Origin of the sequence: Kitasatospora sp. NPDC088264 (genome assembly GCF_040685715.1) — a bacterium.
GTDB lineage: Bacteria > Actinomycetota > Actinomycetes > Streptomycetales > Streptomycetaceae > Kitasatospora.
Window position 1 is genome coordinate 1 of record NZ_JBFBIR010000075.1, and the last position, 23,155, is coordinate 23,155.

The window sequence follows — 23,155 nt, forward strand, 5'->3', positions numbered from 1 at the left end:
CCAGGTACGACAAACGCGTGTACGTCTTTCTCGGCACAGTCACGGTCGCCGCACTGGCCATCTGGCTCCGCTCATGATCGCGCGGACAGAACCTAGAACTCGGTTCAGCCGATGAGCGAGCGCAGCACGTACTGCAGGATGCCGCCGTTGCGGTAGTAGTCCGCCTCACCGGGGGTGTCGATGCGGACGACCGCGTCGAACTCCTTGTCACCGGCCTTGACCTTGACGGTCTTCGGGGTGCGGCCCTCGTTGAGCTCGGTCACGCCGGTGAAGGAGAAGGTCTCCTCGCCGGTCAGACCGAGGGACTCGGCGGTCTGGCCCTCCGGGAACTGCAGCGGCAGGACGCCCATGCCGATCAGGTTCGAGCGGTGGATGCGCTCGTACGACTCGGCGATGACGGCCTTGACGCCCAGCAGCGCGGTGCCCTTGGCGGCCCAGTCACGGGACGAGCCGGAACCGTACTCCTTGCCGGCCAGGACGACCAGCGGGGTGCCGGCGGCCTGGTAGTTCTGCGAGGCGTCGTAGATGAACGACACCGGGCCGTCGGCCTGGGTGAAGTCGCGGGTGTAGCCGCCCTCGGTGCCCGGCGCGATCTGGTTGCGCAGACGGATGTTGGCGAAGGTGCCGCGGATCATCACCTCGTGGTTGCCGCGGCGCGAGCCGTAGGAGTTGAAGTCGCGCTTCTCGACACCGTTGGCGGTCAGGTACTGCGCCGCCGGGGTGCCCGGCTTGATGTTGCCGGCCGGGGAGATGTGGTCGGTGGTGACCGAGTCGCCCAGCTTGGCCAGGACGCGGGCGCCGGCGATGTCGGTCACCGGGCTCGGGGTCTTGGCCATGCCCTCGAAGTACGGGGGCTTGCGCACGTAGGTGGACTCGGCGTCCCACTCGAAGGTGTTGCCGGTCGGGACCGGGAGCGACTGCCAGCGGTGGTCACCGGCGAAGACGTCCTGGTAGCCCTTGTCGAACATCGCCTCGTCGATGGAGCCGGCGACGGTGTCCGCCACCTCCCGCTCCGACGGCCAGATGTCGGCGAGGAAGACGTCGTTGCCGTCGGCGTCCTGGCCCAGGGCGTCGCGGGTGATGTCGATGTTCATGTTGCCGGCCAGGGCGTAGGCGACCACCAGCGGCGGGGAGGCCAGGTAGTTCATCTTCACGTCCGGGTTGATCCGGCCCTCGAAGTTGCGGTTGCCGGAGAGCACCGAGACGACCGCCAGGTCGGCCTCGTTGACGGCGGCCGAGACCTCCTCGGGCAGCGGGCCCGAGTTGCCGATGCAGGTGACGCAGCCGTAGCCGACCAGGTTGAAGCCCAGCTTCTCCATGTACGGGAGCAGGCCGGCCTTCTCGTAGTAGTCCATGACGACCTTGGACCCGGGGGCCAGGGTGGTCTTGACCCACGGCTTGACCGTGAGGCCCTTCTCCACGGCCTTCTTCGCCAGCAGGGCGGCGCCCAGCATGACGGAGGGGTTGGAGGTGTTGGTGCAGGAGGTGATCGAGGCGATCACGACCGCGCCGTTGTCGATCTCGTACTTCGACCCGTCGGGGGCGGTGACGAGGGTCGGCTTCGAGGCCTCGGCGGAGTAGGTCGGCAGCGCCTCGGCGAACCGGGTGGCGGCCTCGGCCAGGACGACGCGGTCCTGCGGACGCTTCGGGCCGGAGATCGACGGGACGACGGTGGAGACGTCCAGCTCCAGGTACTCGGAGAAGACCGGCTCGACCGACGGGTCGTGCCAGAGGCCCTGCTCCTTGGCGTACGCCTCGACCAGGGCGAGCTGCTGCTCGTCGCGGCCGGTGAGCTTGAGGTAGTTGATGGTCTCGGCGTCGATCGGGAAGATCGCGCAGGTCGAGCCGAACTCCGGCGACATGTTGCCGATGGTGGCGCGGTTGGCCAGCGGGATCGCGGAGACGCCCTCGCCGTAGAACTCGACGAACTTGCCGACCACACCGTGCTTGCGCAGCATCTCGGTGATGGTGAGCACCAGGTCGGTGGCGGTGGTGCCGGCCGGCAGCTGGCCGTTGAGCTTGAAGCCGACCACGCGCGGGATCAGCATGGAGACCGGCTGGCCCAGCATGGCGGCCTCGGCCTCGATGCCGCCGACGCCCCAGCCCAGCACGCCCAGGCCGTTGACCATGGTGGTGTGCGAGTCGGTGCCGACGCAGGTGTCCGGGTAGGCCTGGCCGCCGCGGACCATGATGGTGCGGGCCAGGTGCTCGATGTTCACCTGGTGGACGATGCCGGTGCCGGGCGGGACGACCTTGAACTCGTCGAAGGCGGTCTGGCCCCAGCGCAGGAACTGGTAGCGCTCCTTGTTGCGGCCGTACTCGATCTCGACGTTCTGGACGAAGGCGTCCGGGGTGCCGAACTTGTCGGCGATGACGGAGTGGTCGATGACCAGCTCGGCCGGGGCCAGCGGGTTGATCTTGGCCGGGTCGCCGCCCAGCTCCTTGACGGCCTCACGCATGGTGGCGAGGTCGACCACGCACGGCACGCCGGTGAAGTCCTGCATGATCACGCGGGCCGGCGTGAACTGGATCTCCTGGCTCGGCTGGGCGCTGGCGTCCCAGTTGCCGAGCGCGCGGATGTGGTCGGCGGTGATGTTCGCGCCGTCCTCCGTGCGGAGCAGGTTCTCCAGCAGCACCTTGAGGCTGTACGGCAGCCGCTCGGAACCCTCGACGGCGGAGAGCTTGAAGATCTCGTACGACTCGTCGCCCACCTGCAGCGAGCTGCGGGCGTCGAAGCTGTTCGCGGACACGACTGACTCCTTCTGGGTGCTTCGTGCGGTATCCGGCCGCCACGGTGGTAAGGTCAGCCTTACTTAGGCTTACCTTGCCCGCATCGCCGGCGAGCTCCGCTCGGCAAGTATCTTGATGTCGAGATATATCCTATGGGGCAGTTATCTCGATGTCGAGATAAACCATAGTGCATGCCGTCGCCTTCACCACCGCAGGCATGCCTGGGTCGATAGAAGCGCAGGTCAGCGGCCATTCCGGCGGCGGAGGCCGACAACCGCACCGCTGCCGGCCCACCACCGGCTCGGCACCGGCTCAGTGTCGACTCAGCACCGACTCACACCAGCTCACCACCGGAACCGCCGGTCGGCGACGGGACGAGCGGGGGCGCGCCCGCGCGGCCCGCTCGCCTCCGAGCCCGTTCGAGGGTGTCCGCCGGCGCCCGGCGCCGTTGAGCACGGTGTCCGTCACCCCGCCCGTGGAAGGCCCGTTGATGTCCACTCCGCTCGCCGCCGCGCTGCTGCCGCTGGCCCTGCTCGCCCCCGCCGCCGCCCCGCCGGCCCCCGTCACCCCGCGGGCCCCCATCGCCTCGCCCGTCTCCGTCGTCGAGGCCGCCTTCGACCCCGCGACGGCCTTCGTCCCGCCGACCGCCGTCAGCTACGCGGACGACCTCGTGCCGTACGGCGCGCACACCCGGATCGTCACCGACCGCTCCACCGCGGGGCGGACGGTGCTCACCATGACCGTCACCGGGCTCGCCCCCGACCACGAGTTCCCGGTGCACCTGCACACCGGCTCCTGCGGGGCCGACCCGGCCTCGTCCGGACCGCACTACCAGGACGCCGTGGACCCGGTGCAGCCGTCCACCGACCCCGCGTACGCCAACGGGCGCAACGAACTGCGGCTGGCGCTGCGCACCGACGAGCACGGCGAGGGCACCGCGACGGCCTCGGTGCCCTGGCAGCCCCGGCCCGGCGAGGCGCGCTCGCTGGTGATGCACGCGGGCACCCCGGCCGGCCCGCACGCGGCGGGCGACCGGGCGGCCTGCGTCAAGCTGGAGAAGTGAGCTCCTGCTTCAGGAGCCGAGAGTGGCGACCAGGACCGCCTTGATGGTGTGCAGGCGGTTCTCGGCCTGGTCGAACACGACGGAGTGCGCCGACTCGAACAACTCGTCGGTGCACTCCAGCTCGGTCATGCCGGTCGCCTCGTACATCTGCCGCCCGACCACCGTGCCGAGGTCGTGGAACGCGGGCAGGCAGTGCAGGAACTTCACGGCCGGGTTGCCGGTGGCCCGGACGGTGTCCATCGACACCTGGTAGGGCTTGAGCAACTCGATCCGCTCGGCCCAGACCGCCTTGGGCTCGCCCATCGAGACCCAGACGTCGGTGTAGAGGAAGTCCACGTCGGCCACGCCCTCGGCCACGTCCTCGGTGAGGGTGATCCGGGCGCCGGTCGCCTCGGCCAGCGTCTCGGCCGCCTTCCGGACATCCTCGGCCGGCCAGAGGGAGCGCGGGGCGACGATCCGGACGTCCATGCCGAGCAGGGCGCCGGTGACCAGCAGCGAGTTGCCCATGTTGGAGCGGGCGTCGCCGAGGTAGGCGAGGGCGGTCCCGGTCAGCGGCTTGGTGCCGTGCTCGGTCATGGTGAGCACGTCGGCCAGCATCTGGGTGGGGTGCCACTCGTCGGTGAGACCGTTCCAGACCGGGACGCCGGCATTCGCGGCCAGCTCCTCGACGATCTCCTGGCCGTGGCCGCGGTACTCGATGCCGTCGAACATCCGGCCGAGCACCCGGGCGGTGTCCCGGATGGACTCCTTGTGGCCGATCTGCGAACCGGACGAGTCCAGGTAGGTGGTGGTGGCGCCCTGGTCGTGGGCGGCGACCTCGAAGGCGCAGCGAGTACGGGTGGAGGTCTTCTCGAAGATCAGCGCGATGTTCTTCCCGCGCAGCCGGGGCTGCTCGGTGCCCGCATACTTGGCCGCCTTGAGCCCGGCGGCGAGGTCCACCAGGAAGCGGAACTCCTGGGGCGTGAAGTCGAGCTCCTTGAGGAAGTGCCTGTTCCGGAGGTTGAAGGCCATACCGGGCTCCTGGGATGACGGGACGTACGGGAAAGTAGCAAGTCTATACGATGCTCGGAATTTCTATACACGGCGGGGGTGGGAGAGGGGGAGCCCCGCCGCGGACTCCCCCTCAACGCCCGGTCGGCCTACAGCCGCGGGCACCCTCAACGCCCGGTCGGCCTACAGGCGCGGACCTCCTGGACGCCGTCGGCCTACGGGCGCGGACCCCCTTCTGCGTCCGGTCGGCCTACAGGCGCGGATCGACCGGCTCGGACTCCAGCGCGAGCACCGCGAACACCGGCTCGTGCACCCGCCACAGCGGCTCGCCGGCCGCCAGCCGGTCCAGCGCCTCCAGGCCCAACGCGTACTCGCGCAGCGCCAGCGAGCGCTTGTGGCCCAGCGACCGCTCGCGCAGCCGGTCCAGGTACTCGGTGTAGTCCGGGCCGTAGACGATCCGCAGGTACTCCCGGCCGCGCACCTTCACCCCCGGCTGCACCAGCCCGCCCGGACGGCCCCCGCCCCGCTTCGTGCGCACCACCGAGGCCAGCGGTTTGACCACCATGCCCTCGCCGCCCGCCGCCGTCAGCTCCTCCCACCAGGCCGTGGCGGCCGCCACCGAGGCCTCGTCCTCGGTGTCCACCAGGAGACGGCCGGTGCGGTGCAGGACCGGTGCCCGGTCGCCGTCCGTTTCGGACGCCGCCTCGGACGCCGTCACGGACGCCGCTGCGAGCGCGGCTTCGGCCCTCGCTTCGGCCGCCGCTTCGTCGGCCGCGACCAGGCGGTCGATCCAGGCCAAGTGCTCGTCGTGCGGGCGTACGGCGAGGTTCGCCCCCTCGGCGGCCAGCACCTGGAACGGCGCCAGCCGCACGCCCGACAGCCCCTCGGTCGGCCAGCAGTACCGCCGGTACGCCTCGGTGAACGCCTGCGCGTCGGCCGCGCGCCGCCGCTGCTTGGCGGTCAGCTCCGCCAGGTCCAGCCCGCGACCGGCCGCCCGCTCCAGGGCCGCCAGCGCCTCCGGCAGGGCGGCGCCCGCCGCCGCGCCGACCGCCGCGTACTGGCGGCGCAGCAGTTCCACGGCCTTCAGCGACCAGGGCATCAGCTCGGCGTCCAGCAGCAGCCAGCCGGTGCCCAGCTCGTCGAACAGCCCCGAGCGCTCGGCGGCCACCCGCACCCGGCCCAGCACGGCCGCGGTCAGGCCGTCGTCGGCGAGGAACGCCCGGCCCGTCCTGGTCCAGATCGCGCCCGGACCGGCCACGCCGAAGCGCTGCTCCAGCGCCGCGTCGTCCCGGGCGACCAGCACCACCGCGCGGGACCCCATGTGCTTCTCCTCGCACACCAGGTGCCGCACGCCGTCCGCGCGGTAGGCGGCGAACGCCTCCTGCGGGTGCTCCAGGAAGCCGTCCCGGCGGGAGGCGGCGCTCGGCGCCATCGTCGGCGGCAGGTACGCCAGCAGCCGCGGGTCCAGCGCGAAGCGGCTCATCACCTCCAGCGCCGCCGCCGTGTTCTCCTCCCGAACGGCGACCCGCCCATGCAGCCCGGTCTCGACGATCCGGCGGCCCGCCACGTCGGCGAGATCCAGCGGACGGCCCTCGCGGGCGCCCGGCGCGTCCGTGGACAGCGGACGCACCGGCGCGTACCACTCCCGCTCGGCCGGCACGCTCACCAGCTCCCGCTCCGGGTAGCGCAGCGCCGTCAGGGTGCCGCCGAACACGCAACCGGTGTCCAGGCAGACGGTGTTGTTGACGAAGCTCGCCGACGGCACCGGCGTGTGGCCGTACACCACCAGCGCCTTGCCCCGGTACTCCTCCGCCCACGGGTAGCGCACCGGCAGGCCGTACTCGTCGGTCTCGCCGGTGGTCTCCCCGTACAGCGCGTGCGAGCGCACCCGGCCCGAGTTGCGGCCGTGGTACCGCTCCGGCAGACCGGCGTGGCAGACCACCAGCGCGCCGCCGTCCAGCAGGTAGTGGCTCACCAGGCCGCGCATGAACTCCCGCGCCTCGGCCCGGAACTCCTCGGACTCGCCGGCCAGCTGATCCAGCGACTCCTGCAGACCGTAGGCGACGTTGACCTTCTTGCCGTCCAGCGCCCGGCCCAGCTTGTTCTCGTGGTTGCCCGGCACGCACAGCGCGTGCCCGGCCGCGACCATGCCCATCACCAGGCGCAGCACGCCCGGTGTGTCCGGGCCGCGGTCGACCAGGTCCCCGACGAACACAGCGGTACGGCCCGCCGGCGGCACCGCGTCCACCGGCCGGCCCCCGGCGTCCCGGGTCAGCGTGTAGCCGAGGCGGATCAGCAGGGTCTCCAGCTCGGAGCGGCAGCCGTGGATGTCGCCGACGATGTCGAACGGGCCGGTCAGGTGACGCAGGTCGTTGTAGCGCTTCTCCAGCTCCACCTCGGCCGCCGCCACCTCGGCCGCGCCGCGCAGCACGTGCACCTTGCGGAAGCCCTCGCGCTCCAGGCCGCGCAGGGAACGGCGCAGCTCGCGGTGCTGGCGCGGGACGACGTGGGCCGGCAGCCGGCGGTCCGGGCGGGAGCGGTTGCGCTCGGCGCACACGCCCGGCGGGACGTCCAGCACGATCGCGATCGGCAGCACGTCGTGCTCGCGCGCGATCCGCACCAGCTGGCGGCGTGCCTCGGGCTGGACGTTGGTGGCGTCCACGACGGTCAGCCGGCCGGCCGCGAGGCGCTTGCCGACGATGTAGTGCAGGACGTCGAAGGCCTCGGCGGAGGCCGACTGGTCGTTCTCGTCGTCGGCGACCAGGCCGCGGCAGAAGTCGGAGGAGACGACCTGGGTGGGCAGGAAGTGGCGGCGGGCGAAGGTCGACTTGCCGGCGCCGCTGGTGCCGATCAGGACGACGAGGGAGACGTCGGTGACGGGGAGACGGCGGGGGGCGGGGTGGTCCTGGGGCTGACCCTGGTCGTGCTCCTGGTGCTGGTGCTGCTCGGGCGTCGGGGTCGCTTCGTCGGTCATCGGGATTCGCCTCCTTCGGGCGCCGGGTCGGTCGGGGTGTGCTCGGTCGCGGCCGGGTCGGTCCGGGTGGCGCCGGTCGGGGTGTGCTCGGTCGGGGTCTGCTCGGTCGGGGTCTGCTCGGTCGGGGTCTGCTCGGTCGGGCTGGTGCCGAGGCGGAACAGGGCCAGCTGGGTCGGCGCGCCGACCTCCCCGTCCTCCGGCCCCACCGGGCGCAGCACCACCGTGTAACCGAACACCGCCGCGACCCGCTCGGCCCACGCGCGGAACTCGGCGCGCGACCACTCGAAGCGGTGGTCGGCGTGCCGGACAGCGCCCGCCGGCAGGCTCTCCCAGCGGACGTTGTACTCGGCGTTCGGCGTGGTGACGACCACCGCCCCCGGCCGGGCCGCGCCGAACACCGCGTACTCCAGGGCGGGCAGCCTGGGCAGGTCCAGGTGCTCGACCACCTCGCACAGCACCGCCGCGTCGAAGCCCTTCAACCGGGCGTCCGTGTACGTCAGCGCGCCCTGCGCCAGCGTCACCCGGGCCGCCTGCCGCTCCGGCATCCGGTCCAGGCGCAGTCCGCGGGCCGCCGCCTGCAAGGCCCGCGCCGACACGTCCACGCCGAGCACCTCGGTGAACCGGGCGTCCTTCAGCAGTTCGCCGATCAACTCGCCCCGGCCGCAGCCGAGATCGGCGACGCGGGCCGCGCCCACCTCCCGCAGGGCGGCGAGGATCGCGGCGCGGCGCTGCCCGGCGAGGGACGGCGGCCTGGGCTCCGATGTCGCCCCGGCGGCCTCCTCCGGCTCCTCCGGCCGCTCGTCGACCGCGTTGTCGACCTCCTCGGGCTCCCGGTCGTCCGCCTCCGCCAGCCGGGCCAGCTCCAGACGCTCCATCGCCACCCGGGTCAGCGCCCGGCTCCGGGACAGGTAGCGGCGGGTGATCAGGTCGCGCTCCGGGTGGGCGGCCAGCCAGCCCTCGCCGGCGGCGAGCAGCTTGTCCACCTCGTCCGGGGCGACCCAGTAGTGCTTGGCGCCGTCCAGCACCGGCAGCAGCACGTACAGCTGCTGGAGCGCGTCGGCGAGCCGCACAGCGTCCGAGACCAGCGTGAGCCGCACGTACCGGGACTCGCCCCACTCCGGGAACGCCTCGTCCAGCGGAAGCGCCACCGCCTCGACCCGCCAGCCCAGCGGCTCGAACAGCCGGACCGCCATCGCCGGGCCACCGCCCTCGCCCGCGCCGTTCGCGGGCACCGCGGGCAGCGTGATCCGCAGCGGGCGCGGCCGGTCCGCCAGCCCGGGCCGGGCCGGGCAGGCGCCCTTCATCGCGGACCGGAACACCGTCCGCAGCGCCACCGCGAGCAGCGAGGACGCCGCGTACGGGCGGTCGTTGACGTACTGGGCGAGCGCGAAGTCCGGCGAACCGCCGCGCCCCTTGCCCCGGCCCTTGCGGACCAGCGCGATCGGGTCGACGTCCAGCAGCAGCGCCGCCGTGCAGACGTCGTCGCCCGCCTCGGGGTAGAAGACGTGCGCCTCGCCGTGCGACGTCGCGAACCGCTGGACCTTGCCCGGGTGCTTGTGCAGCAGGAAGCCGAGATCGGTGGCCGGGCCCTCGACGCTGCCGGTGGTGGAGATCGACATGAACACCCGCCCGAGTATCGCCGAGCAAACCTCCGCTGAACACCGGGTTTTCCGGCTCGGCGGCCGTCCGCCGCAGCCCGTCGGTGGCCGTGTACGCACGGCGGGGGCGTGCCGACCGACGGCCGCGTCCGTACGACGGGCGTGTTCGGCAGCAGGGCCCCGCATTGGTTAACGTGCACGGTGTGACTGCTGAATCGACCTCCCTCCCGAACGGGGCCGTGGCCGCCGGCCTGGCCACCATCGCCGCCGACGGCACCGTCCTCGACACCTGGTTCCCCGCCCCCGCCCTGGCCGCCGAGCCCGGCCCGGCCGGCACCGTCCGCCTGACCGCCGAGCAGGCCGAGGCCGAACTCGGCGCCGGCGCCGCCGAGGCGCTGCGCGCCGACCCGCGCCGCGGCGTCGAGGTGGTCGCCGTGCGCACCACCATCGCCTCGCTCGACGAGAAGCCGCTCGACACCCACGACGTGTACCTGCGCCTGCACCTGCTCAGCCACCGCCTGGTCAAGCCGCACGGCCAGAACCTGGACGGCGTCTTCGGGCTGCTCGCCAATGTCGCGTGGACCAGCATCGGCCCCGTCCCGGTGGACGCGGTCGAGCAGGCCCGCCTCGCGGTCCGCGCCCAGGGCGGCCAGCTCGCCGTGTACGGCATCGACAAGTTCCCGCGGATGACCGACTACGTCGCCCCGTCCGGTGTGCGCATCGCCCACGCCGACCGCGTCCGCCTCGGCGCCCACCTGGCCGCCGGCACCACCGTGATGCACGAGGGCTTCGTCAACTTCAACGCCGGCACCCTCGGCACCTCCATGGTCGAGGGCCGGATCAGCGCGGGCGTCGTCGTCGGCGACCACAGCGACATCGGCGGCGGCGCCTCGATCATGGGCACCCTCTCCGGCGGCGGCAAGCAGGTCGTCTCGGTCGGCGAGCGCTGCCTGCTCGGCGCCAACGCCGGCATCGGCATCTCGCTCGGCAGCGACTGCGTCATCGAGGCCGGCCTCTACGTCACCGCCGGCACCCGGGTCACCACCCCGGACGGCACCGTGGCCAAGGCCGTCGAGCTGTCCGGCCAGGACAACCTGCTGTTCCGCCGCAACTCGCAGACCGGCGCCGTCGAGGTCATCGCCCGCTCCGGCTCCTGGGGCGGCCTCAACGCCGACCTGCACGCCCACAACTGACCTGCGGGACCACACCATCGGGGTTCGGAGCCGACTCGGGCTCCGGACCCCGAGTGCGTTCTGCGGCTTTCGGCGGGCGTGCGGGCCCCCTCCCCCTCCCCCTCCCCCCTCCCCCTCCCTCCCCTCCTTCCCCTCGCCCGAAGCCTTGGCCCTGTCCCGGCTTGGTCGGGCACCCGGCTTGCTCGGGCTCCCGGCTTGCTCGGCGCCGAGCAAGCCGGGAGTGTCTCGTCGCGCGCCTAGCCCAGGCCGCTTCGCGGCGGCAAGCCGGGATCACCCGGGAGGCTTACGGCGTAACGGAGTTGGACCACATCGGGTGGCGCGCGGTGACCGGCCGCCGGAGCGGTTCGTTGGTTGCTGCGGCGGGGGCGTGTGCCTCGGTGGCCAGGCATCAGGCACCCCCGCTGCGCGGGCCGAGCCACCGTCGGCCGCTTCACGCCGCACTACCGATCCGAAGAGGTCCCGTCATGACCGAACCAACTGCCACGCCGCAGCTCCCGAGCAGCCCGGCGGGCTCGGCCGCCGGCACCTCGTCCGGGCCCGCCGCGCAGAAGAGCCTGCTGGAACAGTTGCACGAACTGCTCGCCTCGGTGTCCGCGGATCTCGCCGAGTTACAGTCCCCCGGCATCCGGGAGGACGGCCCGGCCGCCTATCCCACCGGTACGGACACCTCCTCCTCCGACGCTCCGGCCACGCCAGGCACCCGATAGTCCGGCGCCTGCTCCTCCCCCGTCGGCCCGCCCTCGTCCGGCGGGTCGAGCCGGACCACGAGTAAGGGCGAGCCCCGCTCGGCCGGCGCCCCGCCGAGCACCGCGCCTTCCTCTCCCTCCAGCCTGCCCGCCACCTTCCGCAGCCGCCCGGCCAGGTCCTTGCACTCCGACACCGCGTCCACACCGTCGATGCACGTCCAGTAGAGGCTCTCGGTGTCGGCCCCGCAGGCCAGCACCACCAGCGTCTCCCCGACGTCCCGCAGCAGCCCGTCCAGCGCGCCCAAGGCCGGTGCCAGCTCGCCGAGTTCGGTGAGCCGCCCGGCCCGGCCGCCGCTCAGCACGGCGGCCCTGACGACCGAGCGTTCCAGGCAGACCGCCGCGTGCGCCGCGGCCTCGGCCAGTTGCTGCCCCAGCCCGGCGAGCTCGTCGTCGTCCAGCTCCGCCAGCCTGGCCCCCACCGCCTCGGTGAGCAGCGCGGCCTGCCGCGCCTCGGCCAGCACATCCGGTACGTGTCTGGCCTCGGCCAGGGCGTGCCGGGCCCTCTTGATCAGTCGCAGCGCCTCCATGGCCGCCACTCCTTTCGCTCGCTGTCGCCGTGGGACCACCGCCGCCGGTGGGGCGGTCAGGTGGTCACGGCGAAAGCGTGCGGCGAAGTCGGCGAGGCCGCATCCGTCATCGGGAAAGCTGTGGACAAGTCCGGGGCTGTGGATAACTCCCGTCCCTCACAAGGATTATTCGTCCACGTCCGGGTTGACACCCGCCCCGCCCTGGTCGGCGTCCGCCGGTCCGTCCGGCACCGGGAAGCGGAGCTCGTTCCGCTCGATCTTGGCCGCGAGGGCCTCCAGCGGATCCACCCCGACCACCGTGCAGAACTGCACCAGGTACGCGAGGACGTCCGCGACCTCGTCCCGCACCCGGTGGGCCCGCTCCGGATCGGACATCACCGCGGCCGCCTGCTCGGGCGTCGACCACTGGAAGATCTCCAGCAGTTCGCCGGCCTCCACGCTCAGCGCGGCCGCCAGGTTCTTCGGCGTGTGGAAGGGCTCCCAGCGCCGGGCCGCCGCGAAGTCCGCCAGCCGCTGCCGCAGGGCCTCCAAGGTCGGCCCGGTGGGCCCGGCCGGTTCCCCCGGCCTCGTCACTCGTTCGTTCACCCGTCCAGGTCTACCTCACCCGTCCACGTCGTCCGCCCCCGGGTCGGCGCCGTCCCCGCGCCCGCACTGGGCCGGCACCCTGGTCGTCTCGGGCCGCAGCACGGTGTGCCCCGAGTCCGGGTCGCGCCGGCACTCGACCAGCACGGCCGCGCCCGACCGCGGTTCGGCCGCGCCGAGCGCCTCCCGCGCCGCGGCGGGCTCCTGAAGCGCGGCGAGGACGCGCAGCTGGTTGCGCCCGGACATGTCCCGGGCCAGCCGTAGCAGTGAGGCGGTCTGTTCGGTGGCGAGCCCGGCGCCGAGGTCCTCGGCGAGCACGGTGAGCTGCCGGTGCGCCCACGGCACCTCGGCGGCCACGTCGAGGTCGAGCACCCCGGCCCCGGTGAGCAGCACCGCGGCGAACGCGAGGTGGCGCAGCATGCCGTCGGAGGCCTGGTCGGCCCCGGTGCGTCCGAGGACGCCTTCGTCGAAGACCGCGAGGACGCGCTGGTCGGGCCCGCTGCCGCGGTGGGCGAGGGAGAGTCCGAGCAGCGGGTGCGGGGCGGCGGACTGGACGGCGCGCAGGAGCTGCCCGTAGCGGCGCGGGCACTCGTTGCCGAGCCGGGCGAGGACGGCGGAGATGTTGGCGGCGTTGCTGCGCAGCCGGGCCTGCGGGTCGGGTCGGGCCCAGCCGCGCATGAGGGCGGGGACGGGGTGGACGGGGAAGACCTCGCGCAGGGCGGTGAGCAGGTCCTCGGTGGCGGCGAGGACCTGCCGTTCGCCCCGGGAGGAGCCGGCCACCCGGAGCGGCAGTTGCGCGGTGATCATGGTGCCGCTGGGGAAGGGCGCCCGGATGTCTCCCTGGCGGGTGTCGTTGTGCCAGCAGACGTTGACGCGCCGCTTGCGGACGTCCTGTTCGCCGGTGTCGACGAGGGTGCGGCCGTCCAGGGTGAGCGATTCGCGGGCGATCCGCACCGGGCCGTCGGTGCGGACGACGACGTCGAGCCGGATGCGGCCGTGCGGGGAGCGGACGGTGCAGCCGAGGATGACGGCGTCGCGCCCGTGCGGGACGCACCCGGTCAGGCCGCCGCGGACGGGTTTGGCCAGGGGGCCGGTGCGGTCGGGCAGCCCGTCGAAGGAGTCGGCGATCTCCTCTCCGAGGGCCAGCCGGGAGAGCACGGCCAGTGCGTCGAGGGCGTTGGACTTGCCGACGCCGGCGGGCCCGTGCAGGACGGTGAGGGGCGCGAGCGGCAGGACCGCGCGCCGGTAGGACTTGAACGAGGTGAGCCGGAGCTCCTCGACGGTGGGACGTGTTACGGATGGCCGATCGGGCCCCGGGGCGCTCGGTCGGGGGTGGGCCGGCGCGGCGGGCCGGGTGGCGTCGCGGTTCACCCATCGGACGTTAGCCGCAGGCCGGTCGGCAGAAACGTGCCTGCTCAGCAGATTCATCCCAACGTGGCGGCCACACCCCGCGCGCGCCCGACGTTCAGCGCCGGTAGGCGGCCACCGTCACGGAGGCGGTCACCTCGACCGGGTCCGGCAGGTCCGCGAGCGCGGCGGCCAGGCGGTCCGGGTCGGTGTGCCAGGCACTGGGGCCCATGCCGACGACGGTGCGCACGTCGTCCGGGCCGAGCCGCAGGGTGAACTCGACCTGCCGCCGGCCGGCGGAGGTCAGGTAGGGTCCGAGCTTCTCGTCGATCCGCCGCTGCTTCTCCTCGTCGACCGACAACAGGCCCAGTGCGCCGACGAGTTCACGCAGGTGGCGGGCGGTGGGCGAGACCAGCAGCAGGGTGGCGCCGGGGCGCAGCACGCGGCGGATCTCGGGCCCGTTGCGCGGGGCGAAGACGTTGAGCATCAGCCCGGCGGAGGCGTCGCGCAGCGGCAGCGGCCGCCAGGCGTCGCAGACCACGGCACCGATCCGGGGGTGGGCCTTGGCGGCGCGGCGCAGCGCGAACTTGGAGATGTCGAGGGCGGCCCCGGCGCGGCCGGGCAGGGCGTCGAGGACATGGGCCAGGTAGTGGCCGGTGCCGGCGCCGAGGTCGGCGACGAGGCCTTCGGGGTCGGCGTCCGCGGCGGCCTCGGCGAGGGCGTCGGCGATGGGCCGGTAGTGGCCGGCGGCGAGGAAGTCGGCACGGGCGGCGACCATCTCGGCGGTGTCGCCGGTGCCGGTGTGGGCGTCGCCGGCGAGGAGGCTGACGTAGCCCTGCTTGGCGAGGTCGAAGCTGTGGCCGGCGGGGCAGCGCAGGGCGCGCTCGTGCCGGGTGAGGGCCTGCGCGCAGTGGGGGCAGGCCAGGTAGCGCTCGATGTCCTGCAGCAACGTTCCGTCTTCTCTCGCCGTTCGGCCCGGGTGCCCGGTGGCCCTGAGTGACCAGCCTAACGACCCCGCTCGCCCCCGACGGCCCGCCGAACCCGCCCCGGGTCCGACGGCCCCGCCGCCCGGCCTACCGGCCCCGCCCCTGCGCGACGTGCCCGCGCCCGCGCTCCGCCGCGACGCGCAGGGCGAGGGCGGCGAGCGCCTCCGGCGCGCCCAGCCGTCCACGGATGCCGGGGAAGGCGTTGACGTCGACGATGACGGGTTCGGCGGGCCCGTCGAGCAGGTCGACGCCGTAGACGTCGAGCCCGAACACCTCGCCGACGCGCAGAGCCAGCGCAGCCCGTTCGGCAGGCGGCTCCCAGTCCTGCCCCTGCCCCGATTCCCCATGGCCGTCGGCGAGTTCGGACCGCCGCCGGGCGGCGAACACCTGCCGGTCGATCACCCACAGCTTCTGGTCCCAGCCGGTCCCCGGGACGAACGACTGGGTGACGACGGGCTCGTCGGGCCAACGCGCGACGAGTTCGCGCAACCGGGCCGGGCCGTCGACCCGGGCGACCAGGTCGTGGCGCCGACTGTGCCGGCTCTTGACGACGAACGGGTAGTCGGGATCGGCGAGTTCGGCGATCCGCCCGGCGTCACGGGTGGCCGCGAAGGGCAGGTCGGCCGCGCGCGCGAGTTCGGCCATCCGCACCCGGTCCTGACAGAGTTCGGTGGCCGCGGCCGAGTTGATGACAGGCGCCCCGCGCCGCTCCAACTCTCGTGCGAGTGAAAGGGGTCGACGGGTGTGGGCCTTGAGCAGATAGACGTCGGCGAGCGCCGGCCCCGCCGGGCCGGCAGGGTCGACGATCGTCACCTCGTGCCGGTCCGCCAGCAGGGCGGCGGTCGCCGCGAGCACCGGGTGTCCGGGGTCGGCGGTGATCAGGCCGATCCTCATATCGCCCCGCCCAGGCCGGCCCCGTCAAGGCCGGCCCCACCCAAGCCGGCTCCGCCGAACTCTCCACGACCGAAGCCCAGTTGCCCGTACCCCGCGCCACCACCCGCCGACACCAGTGCGGGCGCGGGCGCCGACACGGCCGTCCCGCTGCGCGCGAGCCGCAGCACCGCCCGGGCGACCCTGGCGACCGCGTCCGGCACCTGGCGGAAGCTCGGGAAGTCGTTGATGTCGACGACCACCGGCCCGTCCGGCCCGAACAGCACGTCGACGCCGTACAGGTCGAGCCCGAACACCTCACCGACCTGCGCCGCGATCCGCGCGACCTCCCCGGGCAACGGGACCTGCCGTTCGCGCACGCCCTGCCCGGGGTGGAGCGGGGAGGAACGTTCCGTCGCGAAGAGCTCGCCGTCGACGCAGTACACCTTGAGGTCGGTGCCGGAGTTGGGCACGTAGGGCTGGGCGATCAACAGCCCCTCGTCGGCGAGTTCGGCGCCGAGGTCGAGGAGGTGGTCGGGGCTGGGCACGAGCCGGACGGCGCGTCCGGAGCTGCCGTCGGCGGGCTTGACGACGAGCGGGTACTCGGCGGCCGGGATCTCGGCGAGCCGTTCCCAGCGGGCGGTGGCGTAGGTGACGGGGACGGGCAGGCCGCGGGTGCTGGCGATGACGGAGGCGAGCGCCTTGTCGCGGACGCCGCGGATGGAGCGGACGTCGTTGACGGTGGTGAGGCCGACGGCGGCGGCCGCGTCCAGCAGGGTGAGTCCGGGCCCGCCGGAGACGGTCTTGAGCACCCAGGCGTCGTGGCTGCCGGCCCGGATCGCCTCGGAGATCGCCATCAGCGAGTCCCCGGGGCGCAGCACGTCCACCCGGTGCCCCCACGCGGTGAGCTGGCGTGCCACGTCGAGCGGCATGCCGTCGTGCCGGTAGTGCTCCTCCACCAGAAAGCAGAGCCTCATGGGCCTGTCTTCCCCCCTTGCCGAGCCGAGTGCGGACGTCCGCCGTCCCCCTTCGGCAGAGCTGTCAAGGCATCAGCATGCCACGCGGTATACGCACAAGATCACTGCGAACCGGTAAGCGTTCAGCAACAATCAGGCGCCCGCGCCCGCGCCGCGCCGCCCGTCACCGCCCCTGGCGCCCCCGGCGCGAAGCCCGGGAACAAAGCGGTGGCGGGCCGCCGGCGCCCCTGCTTGGATGCACGCCGTGACTTCTGTTGATCATGCTCCCGACCCTTCCCTCCTCGACGCGATCGAGCGCTACTACGACGCGGTGCCGCGCAGCGCCGCACGGGCCGAGGACTTCGGCCCGCTGACCCTGTTCGTCCGCGAGAGCGCGGGCTGGCCCTACTACGCCCGCCCCACGCTCGACCACGACGGCCCCGCCACCACCGCCGAGGACGTCCTGCGGGTGCTGGCCCGCCAGCGGGAGCTGGGCGAGCCGGAGGCCTTCGAGTGGGTGGCCGAGCGGAGTCCGGAGCTGCGGGCCGCGGTGGAGGCGGCCGGGCTCGCGGTGCACGAGCACCCGCTGCTGGTGCTGGGCCCGCAGGACGAGCCGGCCCCGGCGCCCGAGCTGCCGGAGGAGGTGCGGGTGGAGGTGCTGGGCGCGGACGCGCCGGAGCTGGCGTCGGCGGTCGCCGTTCCGCACCTGGCGTTCGCCGAGCCCGGCACCGGCGTGGGCGCCGTGGGTGCGGCCGAACTGGCCGAGGCCGCAGGGCGGTTGGTGGCGGAGGGCGCGGTGGAGCGGATCGCACGGCGGATCACCGACGGCGCCACCGTGCTGGCCGCCGCGCTGGAGGACGGTTCCGCGCTGTGCGCGGGCCAGCACAATCCGGTGGGCGCGGTCACCGAGGTGGCCGGGGTCGGGACGCTGCCGGCCGCGCGGCGGCGCGGGCTGGGCCTGGCGGTCACCGCGGCCCTGGTCGCGCACGCGCGGGCGAACGGCGTGCGGACGGTGTTCCTGTCCGCCGCCGACGAGGAGGTCGCCCGGATCTACCGCCGGGCGGGCTTCCGTCCGTTCGCGACGGCCCTGATCGCCGAGCCGGCCCCGGAGCGGCCCGGCGACTGACCCGCCGGGCGCACCGACCAGAGCCCTGCTGAACGGATGACGAGGACGACGCGACCGGGCAGGGGCCCGCCCGGTCAGTCGTCGTCCTCGTCCTCCGCCCCGCTGACGCCCTCCCCCTCGGCCTCGTCGACGACCCACCCCGCCAGCCGTTCGGCGACCCCGGACACGCCGAGCCGCCCCTCCCGGATGGCCCGGGCGAGGCTGCGCACCTCGCGGGCGGTGGTGGCGACGGTGCAGCCGCTGGCGACGAGGTAGGCGTAGGCGACGGCGGTGGCGTAGAGCTCGTTGGTCTTCTCCAGGGCCGGCACCCGGATCAGCTGGTGCATCAGGGCGGCGGCGCGGTCCTGCGGTTCGGGGTAGACGTCGATGTCGAAGATCTCGGCCTGGTGCCGGGCGACGGCCGCGAGCAACGACCCGTAGTCGGTGACCTGCGGGTCACCGGGCGTGTACTGCTCGGCGGTCATGAGCAGCCACGAGAGGTCGACCTCCAGCTTCAACGGCGCACGTCCTTCAGGTCGCCCGGCTCCGCGAACTCGGCCAGGAAGGCCGTCTCGTACTCCTTCATGAACTGGGCGGCGGCGTCGACGAAGGCCCGCCCCGCCTCGCCCATGTCCTGCTGGACCAGGCGCTCGATGTACTGGTTCATGCTGATCCCCTGCTGCTCCGCCCGTTCCCGGGCCATCTCCGCGGTCGTGGCGTCCACCCGGACGTTCAGCTGTTTCTTACCCATGAATCTCAAGCTAGCGCTGAAGTGCTAGCACAACAAGGGCGCACGCACGCCGGGCGCGCGCACACCGGGCGGACGCCCCCACGGACGCCGGGCGGCCAGGCCCGCGGCAGGGTGCCGCGGGCGTGGCCGCCCGAGAGCGGACGCGGGACCGGATCAGAACTGGGTGCTGACCGTCACCCCGCTGAAGTCGGTGTTGGCGTAGAGGCTGATGTAGCGGTAGCCGGCCGTCGGGTTGGTGACGGTGATGCTCTGCGTGCTGCCGGCGTTGGTGGAGGAGGCGGTGAAGGCGTTCGGCGAGGCCCAGGTGTCCGCGTTGTAGTACAGGTACGCGGTGCCGGTGCCGCCGGAGGTGCTGATCTTCAGGGTGCTGACGCCGGCCGGCAGGTAGACGTACAGGTAGTCGAGGTTGCCGGCGGTGGCGGTGAGGTTGGACCGGGAGCAGTTCTGGCCGAGCGCGTCGGTGCGCGGGTCGGTGCAGGTCGGCAGGGTGGTGCCGCCGCCGGTGCCGGTGGTGACGGTGACCGAGGCCGGGGTGCTGGCGGTCCTGCCGGTGGCGTCGGTGACGGTCAGGGCGACGGTGTACGTGCCCGCGGCGGCGTAGCCGTGGCTCGGGTTCCGCTGGTCGGAGGAGGTCCCGTCGCCGAAGGTCCAGTGCCAGGCGGTGATCTGGCCGGGGCCGGTCTGGACGGACTTGTCGGTCAGCGTGACGGTGGCGCCGTTGACGGCCTGGGCGAACAGCGCGGTCGGGCCGGCCGCGTAGCAGGCGCCGCCGGCGCAGCCGTCGAGCCAGGCGTCGAAGTCGGCGTCGTAGCCGGTGCCGATGCCGTTGTAGACCGCGTAGCCGCCCTGGTAGTCACCGGTGCGGAAGTGGCCGAGCATGGCGTAGACGTCGGCCGGGTGCTTCTCGAACATGTACCGGACGGCGAGGTAGCCCCACGGGTAGGTGCGCACCGAGTCCGAGTTGCCGTACGTGTTCTGGAAGACGGTGCTGAGCTTGTAGGTGTGCTTGGCGGCCTCGGCCATCGCCTGGGTGTCGGTGGTGCCGCGGTAGGCGTAGGACTCGTACTCGGCGACGCCCTCGATCCACCAGATGTCGGGCACGGAGATCTCGGTGGAGAAGTTGCCCTTCATGTCGTAGATGCCGTCGAGGTAGTGCGTGTACTCGTGGTTGAGGTTCCACACGTTGGCGGTGAAGCCGTCGTTCCACGACTTCTGGTACATCACGCACACGGCACGGTTGTTCGGGTCGGTCGGGTCCATGACGGTCTGGCCGCCGTTGTCGGTGGAGTTCCCGAAGATCGCCCAGGAGTAGTTCAGGTAGTCGGCCTGGTTGGCGAAGACCGCGAGGGTCATGTTCTTGTCGTACGGGTTGACCGGGCCGTTGTCCTTCACCAGGTTGTGGAAGAAGGTGTCCTCGCCGCGCAGGCTGGTGCAGACGGCGGCCAGGTCGGCGGGCGACAGCGACTCGGTCTGGATGGTGCGGTTGTCGCAGACCAGCTGGTTCGGCAGCACCGCCGCGGTCAGCTTCGCCGGCAGGTCGCAGGTGCCGTAGTACGAGCACTGGCCGGGGTCGAAGGCGTTGGCCTGGTAGGCGGTGTGGACGTACAACGGGCCGGTGACGCCGGTGATCTGGGCGCCGTCGAGCACCGCCTTGACCTTCCCCTTGACCGCGGCCTCGACGACGGGGCCGTCGCCGGCCATCCGGCCGAGGTCGTTGCCCGCGTTGACGTCGAGGTAGGCGTTGGCGGTGCCGAGCAGGTCCTTGTGGTTGAGCGCGAAGTCGCCCAGGACGGTGCCGATGCTCGGGTCGGCGCCGACCGCGCTGACGAAGTCGCTGTTCCAGTTGCCCCGCCACAGCGGCGCGGACAGCACGGCGTTGACCGCCTTGAGCATCTTCGGGAAGGCGTTGTACGAGTTGTTGTAGCTGGTCAGCACCTGCTTGTAGACGCCCAGGTAGCTGCCCTGCACGTTGGCGCTGTCGGTCAGGACCAGCACCTCGTTGAGCACGGTGCCGTTGTTGTCGGTGACGTCGGTCCAGTGCCGGCCGGCGAAGAAGGCGTCGAGCCCGGCCTTGGAGGCAGTGGTGAGCGCCGCGTCGTAGGGGCCGACCGCGTCCGCGTTGTTGGACTGGACGTAGTACCCGGCCCGCAGGAAGAGCACGAGCTGCAGGATGCCGGTGGAGTTGTCCCCGGTGTAGTTCGCCGCCAGGCCCTGGTAGGCGTTGGCGACGGTGAGCATCTGGGATTCCTTGAAGATCCTGCCCGCGTCGGTGCCGGTGACGTTGAACAGCGTGGTCACGCAGTCCGTGGTCGAGCCTTCGAGGAAGGAGACCAGGTCGGCGCCGCTGCGCCCGCCGAAGTCGGCGGGGGTGCAGCTCGGCGCGGCGGCACCGGCCGTACCAGCGGCGGCACCGGCCGTACCGGCGACGGCACGGGCCGAACTGCCCGGCTGGGCAGCGGAGTTGCCCGGCTTGGCCGCGGGCGCGTGCGGCTGGGCCGGGCGGGGCGCGGTCTGCACGACGGTGCCGGCCGGCTGGCCCATCACGACCTGGCCCAGCAGCGCCGGCGGCAGCGGCTTGGCGGCGGGGGCGGCGGCCTCGGAGGGATCGGCCGCGAGGAAGGCCCCCAGCGGCTTCGGGACGGCCGACGCGGCGTCGGCCGTCGCCGGGGCGGCGGCGGACGACCTGGCGCCGGTCGGCGGCTGGGCGGCCGGCCCGGACGCGGCGAGCGCGGGGACGGGCAGCAGGGTGGCGGCGGTGGCACAGCCGGCGACGACGCCGGCCATGAGCGTGGGGAGGGGTATGCGAAGGCGCACTGCGGGGTCCTTCTCCTGTGGGGGAGGTGACTGGACGACTGCCGAGGCTTGGGGGAAGTCGACGTGATCCTGCCATCGGGCGACCCGCCAGAACAATGTCACAGGTCATATGACATCGACTGTGGCGGGCATAACACCGCCCCACCGGGACCGGCCGCCCGCCCCGGCCCCCCGGCCGGACCCGGCCTCCCCACCTCCGGACCCGGCCTCCCTACGGCCGGACCGGCCGGTACGTCCGCGCCGCCCACGCCTGGAAGGTCGGCGAACTGGCGATCAGGTCCCGGTAGGCCGCGGCCGCCGCGCCGAACAGCGTCTCCACCACCTCGCCGCTCACCCCGGCGGCCCGCCAGGCCAGCAGGTGGCGGACCCAGATCGGCGTCCCGGCGAGCGGCTTGACCACCACTTCGGCCAGCGGCCTGGTGGTCGCCTGGACGACGGAGATCCCGAGCCCGGCGGAGATCATCTCCTGCAGCTCCAGCCGCCCGCCGAGGAACTCGTGGACGGTCGCCGGGGTGAAGCCCGCCGCGGCGCAGGCGCCGTAGAACACGCCGTGCCAGCCGGCCCCGTCGTCGGGGGTGAGGAACCAGTCCTCCTCGGCCAGGTCCACCAGGGCGATCTCGGTGCGGTGCCGGAGCCGGTGGCCCGCCGGGAGTGCGACGAAGGCGGGCTCGGTGACGATGCCGCGGTGCGCGACGGCCGGCGAGTGGCGCAGTTCCCGACCCGGGTAGTCGACGGCCACGGCGGCCTCCGCGTCGCCCTGCTCCAGCAGGTCGACGATGTCCGACGAGCGGTAGACGGAGGTCACCGTGAAGCGCTGGTCGGGCCGTTGGTGCCGGGCCCTGGTGACCAGTCCCGGCAGGATCGGCGAGATGGTCGCGGCCAGGCGCAGCTCCTGGCGGGCCGGCTCGCCGGGGGCCGCCGGGCGGCGGCCGAGGCAGTCGGCGCGGGTGAGGAGGTCGCGCGCGGCGGCCACCACCTCGACACCGAAGCAGGTCGGCGCGACGCCCACGGCCGTGCGCTCGAACAGTGGCGCGCCCAGGTGGCGTTCGATCCGGCGCAGTTGCGTACTGGTCGCGGGCTGCGAGGCGCCGAGCAGGACGGCGGCCCTGCCGACGCTCCCCGTGTCGGCGATGGCGCACAGCACGCGAAGGTGCCGCAGTTCCAGCTCCATGACCCTCCCCCTCACGCAAGGGCCGCACCCTCCCGGCCGACCGCTCCGGGCGGGAGGGTGCGGCCCCGGCGGTGGCTGTGCAACAGCACACATGACATGTCGGCCGCTCACCTTCGCCCCGCGCGAATCACCTCGTCAAGCCCCCTCCGGGAGCCGAACGGCGGCGCCGGCAGCGGCCTTTACCAGCGCATTGCGTCCCCCTGACCGCTCCCTGACCCGCACCCCGGCGACCGTCCGGCCCGGCACCCGCCACCCCGCCCGACGCCGGCCCCCCGCGAAGCCCCTCCGAAGCCCCCCGTGGCCCCTCCGCGGCCACCCCGCCCGACGCCGCCCCGCCGGGGCGAGCGAGACTTGAAGAGTTCTTCACCTTCCGGGACTCTGAACTCTCCTGAGCGTTCCGCGGAGCGGCACCGACCGGTCTGGAGGCCGGCAATGACAGCCATGTTCGACCAGGAGCTGCGCGAGCAGCTCACCCAGGCCCGCCGGGACCTCGCAGCGGCCCGGGCCGAAGGGGACGCCGACGGCGTCCAGGCGTACGAGGGCCGGATCGCCGGACTGCTCCGGCTCGCCGCCCAGCACGGGATCGACCTTCCGCACAGCGCCGACGAAGAGGAGCACAACCGGCCCTGACCGTCCCGCACCGGAACGGCGAGGAGGCGGCACCCGCGTGAACGGGTGCCGCCTCCTCTGCCGTCTCCTCCGCCGAACTACCCGGAGCCCTCGGAGTCCCCGGAGTCCCCGGAGCCCCCGGA

General features: G+C 73.3%; 19 protein-coding genes. 5 read left to right on the plus strand and 14 right to left on the minus strand.

Annotated features, from left to right (window positions below):
- Window positions 1-104: 104 nt before the first annotated feature.
- Window positions 105-2,750, minus strand: a complete 2,646-nt coding sequence (acnA, locus tag AB0O82_RS34530; protein ID WP_363588329.1) for an aconitate hydratase AcnA — start codon at window positions 2,748-2,750, stop codon at window positions 105-107.
- 470 nt (window positions 2,751-3,220) lie between these two features.
- Here acnA and AB0O82_RS34535 point away from each other — a divergent pair, with 470 nt between their 5' ends.
- Window positions 3,221-3,793: a superoxide dismutase family protein gene (locus tag AB0O82_RS34535; RefSeq protein WP_363588331.1), complete on the plus strand. Its 573-nt coding sequence runs from the start codon at window positions 3,221-3,223 to the stop codon at window positions 3,791-3,793.
- Window positions 3,794-3,802: 9 nt separating this feature from the next.
- Here AB0O82_RS34535 and argF read toward each other — a convergent pair whose 3' ends face one another.
- From argF to AB0O82_RS34550, 3 genes are all read right to left on the minus strand, one after another.
- Window positions 3,803-4,804, minus strand: coding sequence for an ornithine carbamoyltransferase (gene argF, locus AB0O82_RS34540; protein WP_363588333.1), 1,002 nt, complete (start codon window positions 4,802-4,804; stop codon window positions 3,803-3,805).
- A gap of 229 nt (window positions 4,805-5,033) precedes the next feature.
- Complete coding sequence (locus tag AB0O82_RS34545; protein WP_363588335.1) at window positions 5,034-7,757, minus strand: polynucleotide kinase-phosphatase; 2,724 nt, start codon at window positions 7,755-7,757, stop codon at window positions 5,034-5,036.
- Window positions 7,754-9,382 (minus strand): 3' terminal RNA ribose 2'-O-methyltransferase Hen1, encoded by a 1,629-nt coding sequence (locus tag AB0O82_RS34550; RefSeq protein WP_363588337.1) that lies wholly within the window; start codon window positions 9,380-9,382, stop codon window positions 7,754-7,756. The genes AB0O82_RS34545 and AB0O82_RS34550 overlap by 4 nt, the downstream gene beginning before the upstream one ends.
- A gap of 176 nt (window positions 9,383-9,558) precedes the next feature.
- On the opposite strand from AB0O82_RS34550, the gene dapD reads away from it, so the two are divergent.
- Window positions 9,559-10,548, plus strand: a complete 990-nt coding sequence (gene dapD / locus AB0O82_RS34555; RefSeq protein WP_363588339.1) for a 2,3,4,5-tetrahydropyridine-2,6-dicarboxylate N-succinyltransferase — start codon at window positions 9,559-9,561, stop codon at window positions 10,546-10,548.
- A gap of 464 nt (window positions 10,549-11,012) precedes the next feature.
- Window positions 11,013-11,255 (plus strand): hypothetical protein, encoded by a 243-nt coding sequence (locus tag AB0O82_RS34560; RefSeq protein WP_363588341.1) that lies wholly within the window; start codon window positions 11,013-11,015, stop codon window positions 11,253-11,255.
- Here the strand turns inward: AB0O82_RS34560 and AB0O82_RS34565 are convergent.
- The 6 genes from AB0O82_RS34565 to AB0O82_RS34590 form a co-directional block, all read right to left on the minus strand.
- The gene (locus AB0O82_RS34565; RefSeq protein ID WP_363588343.1) at window positions 11,195-11,821 is read right to left on the minus strand and encodes a DUF6099 family protein; all 627 of its coding nucleotides are present in this window, start codon (window positions 11,819-11,821) and stop codon (window positions 11,195-11,197) included. The genes AB0O82_RS34560 and AB0O82_RS34565 overlap by 61 nt on opposite strands.
- A 165-nt stretch (window positions 11,822-11,986) precedes the next feature.
- A complete protein-coding gene (locus AB0O82_RS34570) occupies window positions 11,987-12,394 on the minus strand; it encodes a nucleotide pyrophosphohydrolase (protein WP_363588365.1) in 408 nt (135 codons plus the stop codon).
- A 27-nt stretch (window positions 12,395-12,421) separates the two neighbouring features.
- A complete protein-coding gene (locus AB0O82_RS34575) occupies window positions 12,422-13,774 on the minus strand; it encodes an ATP-binding protein (RefSeq protein WP_363588345.1) in 1,353 nt (450 codons plus the stop codon).
- A 94-nt stretch (window positions 13,775-13,868) separates the two neighbouring features.
- The gene (locus tag AB0O82_RS34580) at window positions 13,869-14,699 is read right to left on the minus strand and encodes a putative RNA methyltransferase (RefSeq protein WP_363588347.1); all 831 of its coding nucleotides are present in this window, start codon (window positions 14,697-14,699) and stop codon (window positions 13,869-13,871) included.
- 124 nt (window positions 14,700-14,823) lie between these two features.
- On the minus strand, window positions 14,824-15,630 hold the full coding sequence (locus tag AB0O82_RS34585) for an alpha-L-glutamate ligase (RefSeq protein ID WP_363588349.1): 807 nt from the start codon (window positions 15,628-15,630) through the stop codon (window positions 14,824-14,826).
- Window positions 15,627-16,583, minus strand: a complete 957-nt coding sequence (locus AB0O82_RS34590) for an ATP-grasp domain-containing protein (protein ID WP_363588351.1) — start codon at window positions 16,581-16,583, stop codon at window positions 15,627-15,629. The genes AB0O82_RS34585 and AB0O82_RS34590 overlap by 4 nt, the downstream gene beginning before the upstream one ends.
- Before the next feature lie 244 nt (window positions 16,584-16,827).
- Between AB0O82_RS34590 and AB0O82_RS34595 the strand changes: the two genes are divergently transcribed.
- Window positions 16,828-17,688, plus strand: a complete 861-nt coding sequence (locus AB0O82_RS34595) for a GNAT family N-acetyltransferase (RefSeq protein WP_363588353.1) — start codon at window positions 16,828-16,830, stop codon at window positions 17,686-17,688.
- 74 nt (window positions 17,689-17,762) lie between these two features.
- Here the strand turns inward: AB0O82_RS34595 and AB0O82_RS34600 are convergent, their stop codons facing one another.
- From AB0O82_RS34600 to AB0O82_RS34615, 4 genes are all read right to left on the minus strand, one after another.
- Window positions 17,763-18,185: a fic family toxin-antitoxin system, toxin component gene (locus AB0O82_RS34600; protein WP_350886206.1), complete on the minus strand. Its 423-nt coding sequence runs from the start codon at window positions 18,183-18,185 to the stop codon at window positions 17,763-17,765.
- The gene (locus tag AB0O82_RS34605) at window positions 18,182-18,418 is read right to left on the minus strand and encodes a toxin-antitoxin system HicB family antitoxin (protein ID WP_063347592.1); all 237 of its coding nucleotides are present in this window, start codon (window positions 18,416-18,418) and stop codon (window positions 18,182-18,184) included. The genes AB0O82_RS34600 and AB0O82_RS34605 overlap by 4 nt, the downstream gene beginning before the upstream one ends.
- A 153-nt stretch (window positions 18,419-18,571) precedes the next feature.
- Window positions 18,572-21,232 carry a collagenase gene (locus AB0O82_RS34610; protein ID WP_363588355.1) on the minus strand — a complete coding sequence of 887 codons (2,661 nt, stop codon included), beginning with the start codon at window positions 21,230-21,232 and terminating at the stop codon, window positions 18,572-18,574.
- Between the two features lie 211 nt (window positions 21,233-21,443).
- On the minus strand, window positions 21,444-22,403 hold the full coding sequence (locus AB0O82_RS34615) for a LysR family transcriptional regulator (RefSeq protein ID WP_063347594.1): 960 nt from the start codon (window positions 22,401-22,403) through the stop codon (window positions 21,444-21,446).
- A gap of 432 nt (window positions 22,404-22,835) precedes the next feature.
- Between AB0O82_RS34615 and AB0O82_RS34620 the strand changes: the two genes are divergently transcribed.
- A complete protein-coding gene (locus tag AB0O82_RS34620) occupies window positions 22,836-23,033 on the plus strand; it encodes a hypothetical protein (protein WP_363588357.1) in 198 nt (65 codons plus the stop codon).
- Window positions 23,034-23,155 lie beyond the last annotated feature (122 nt).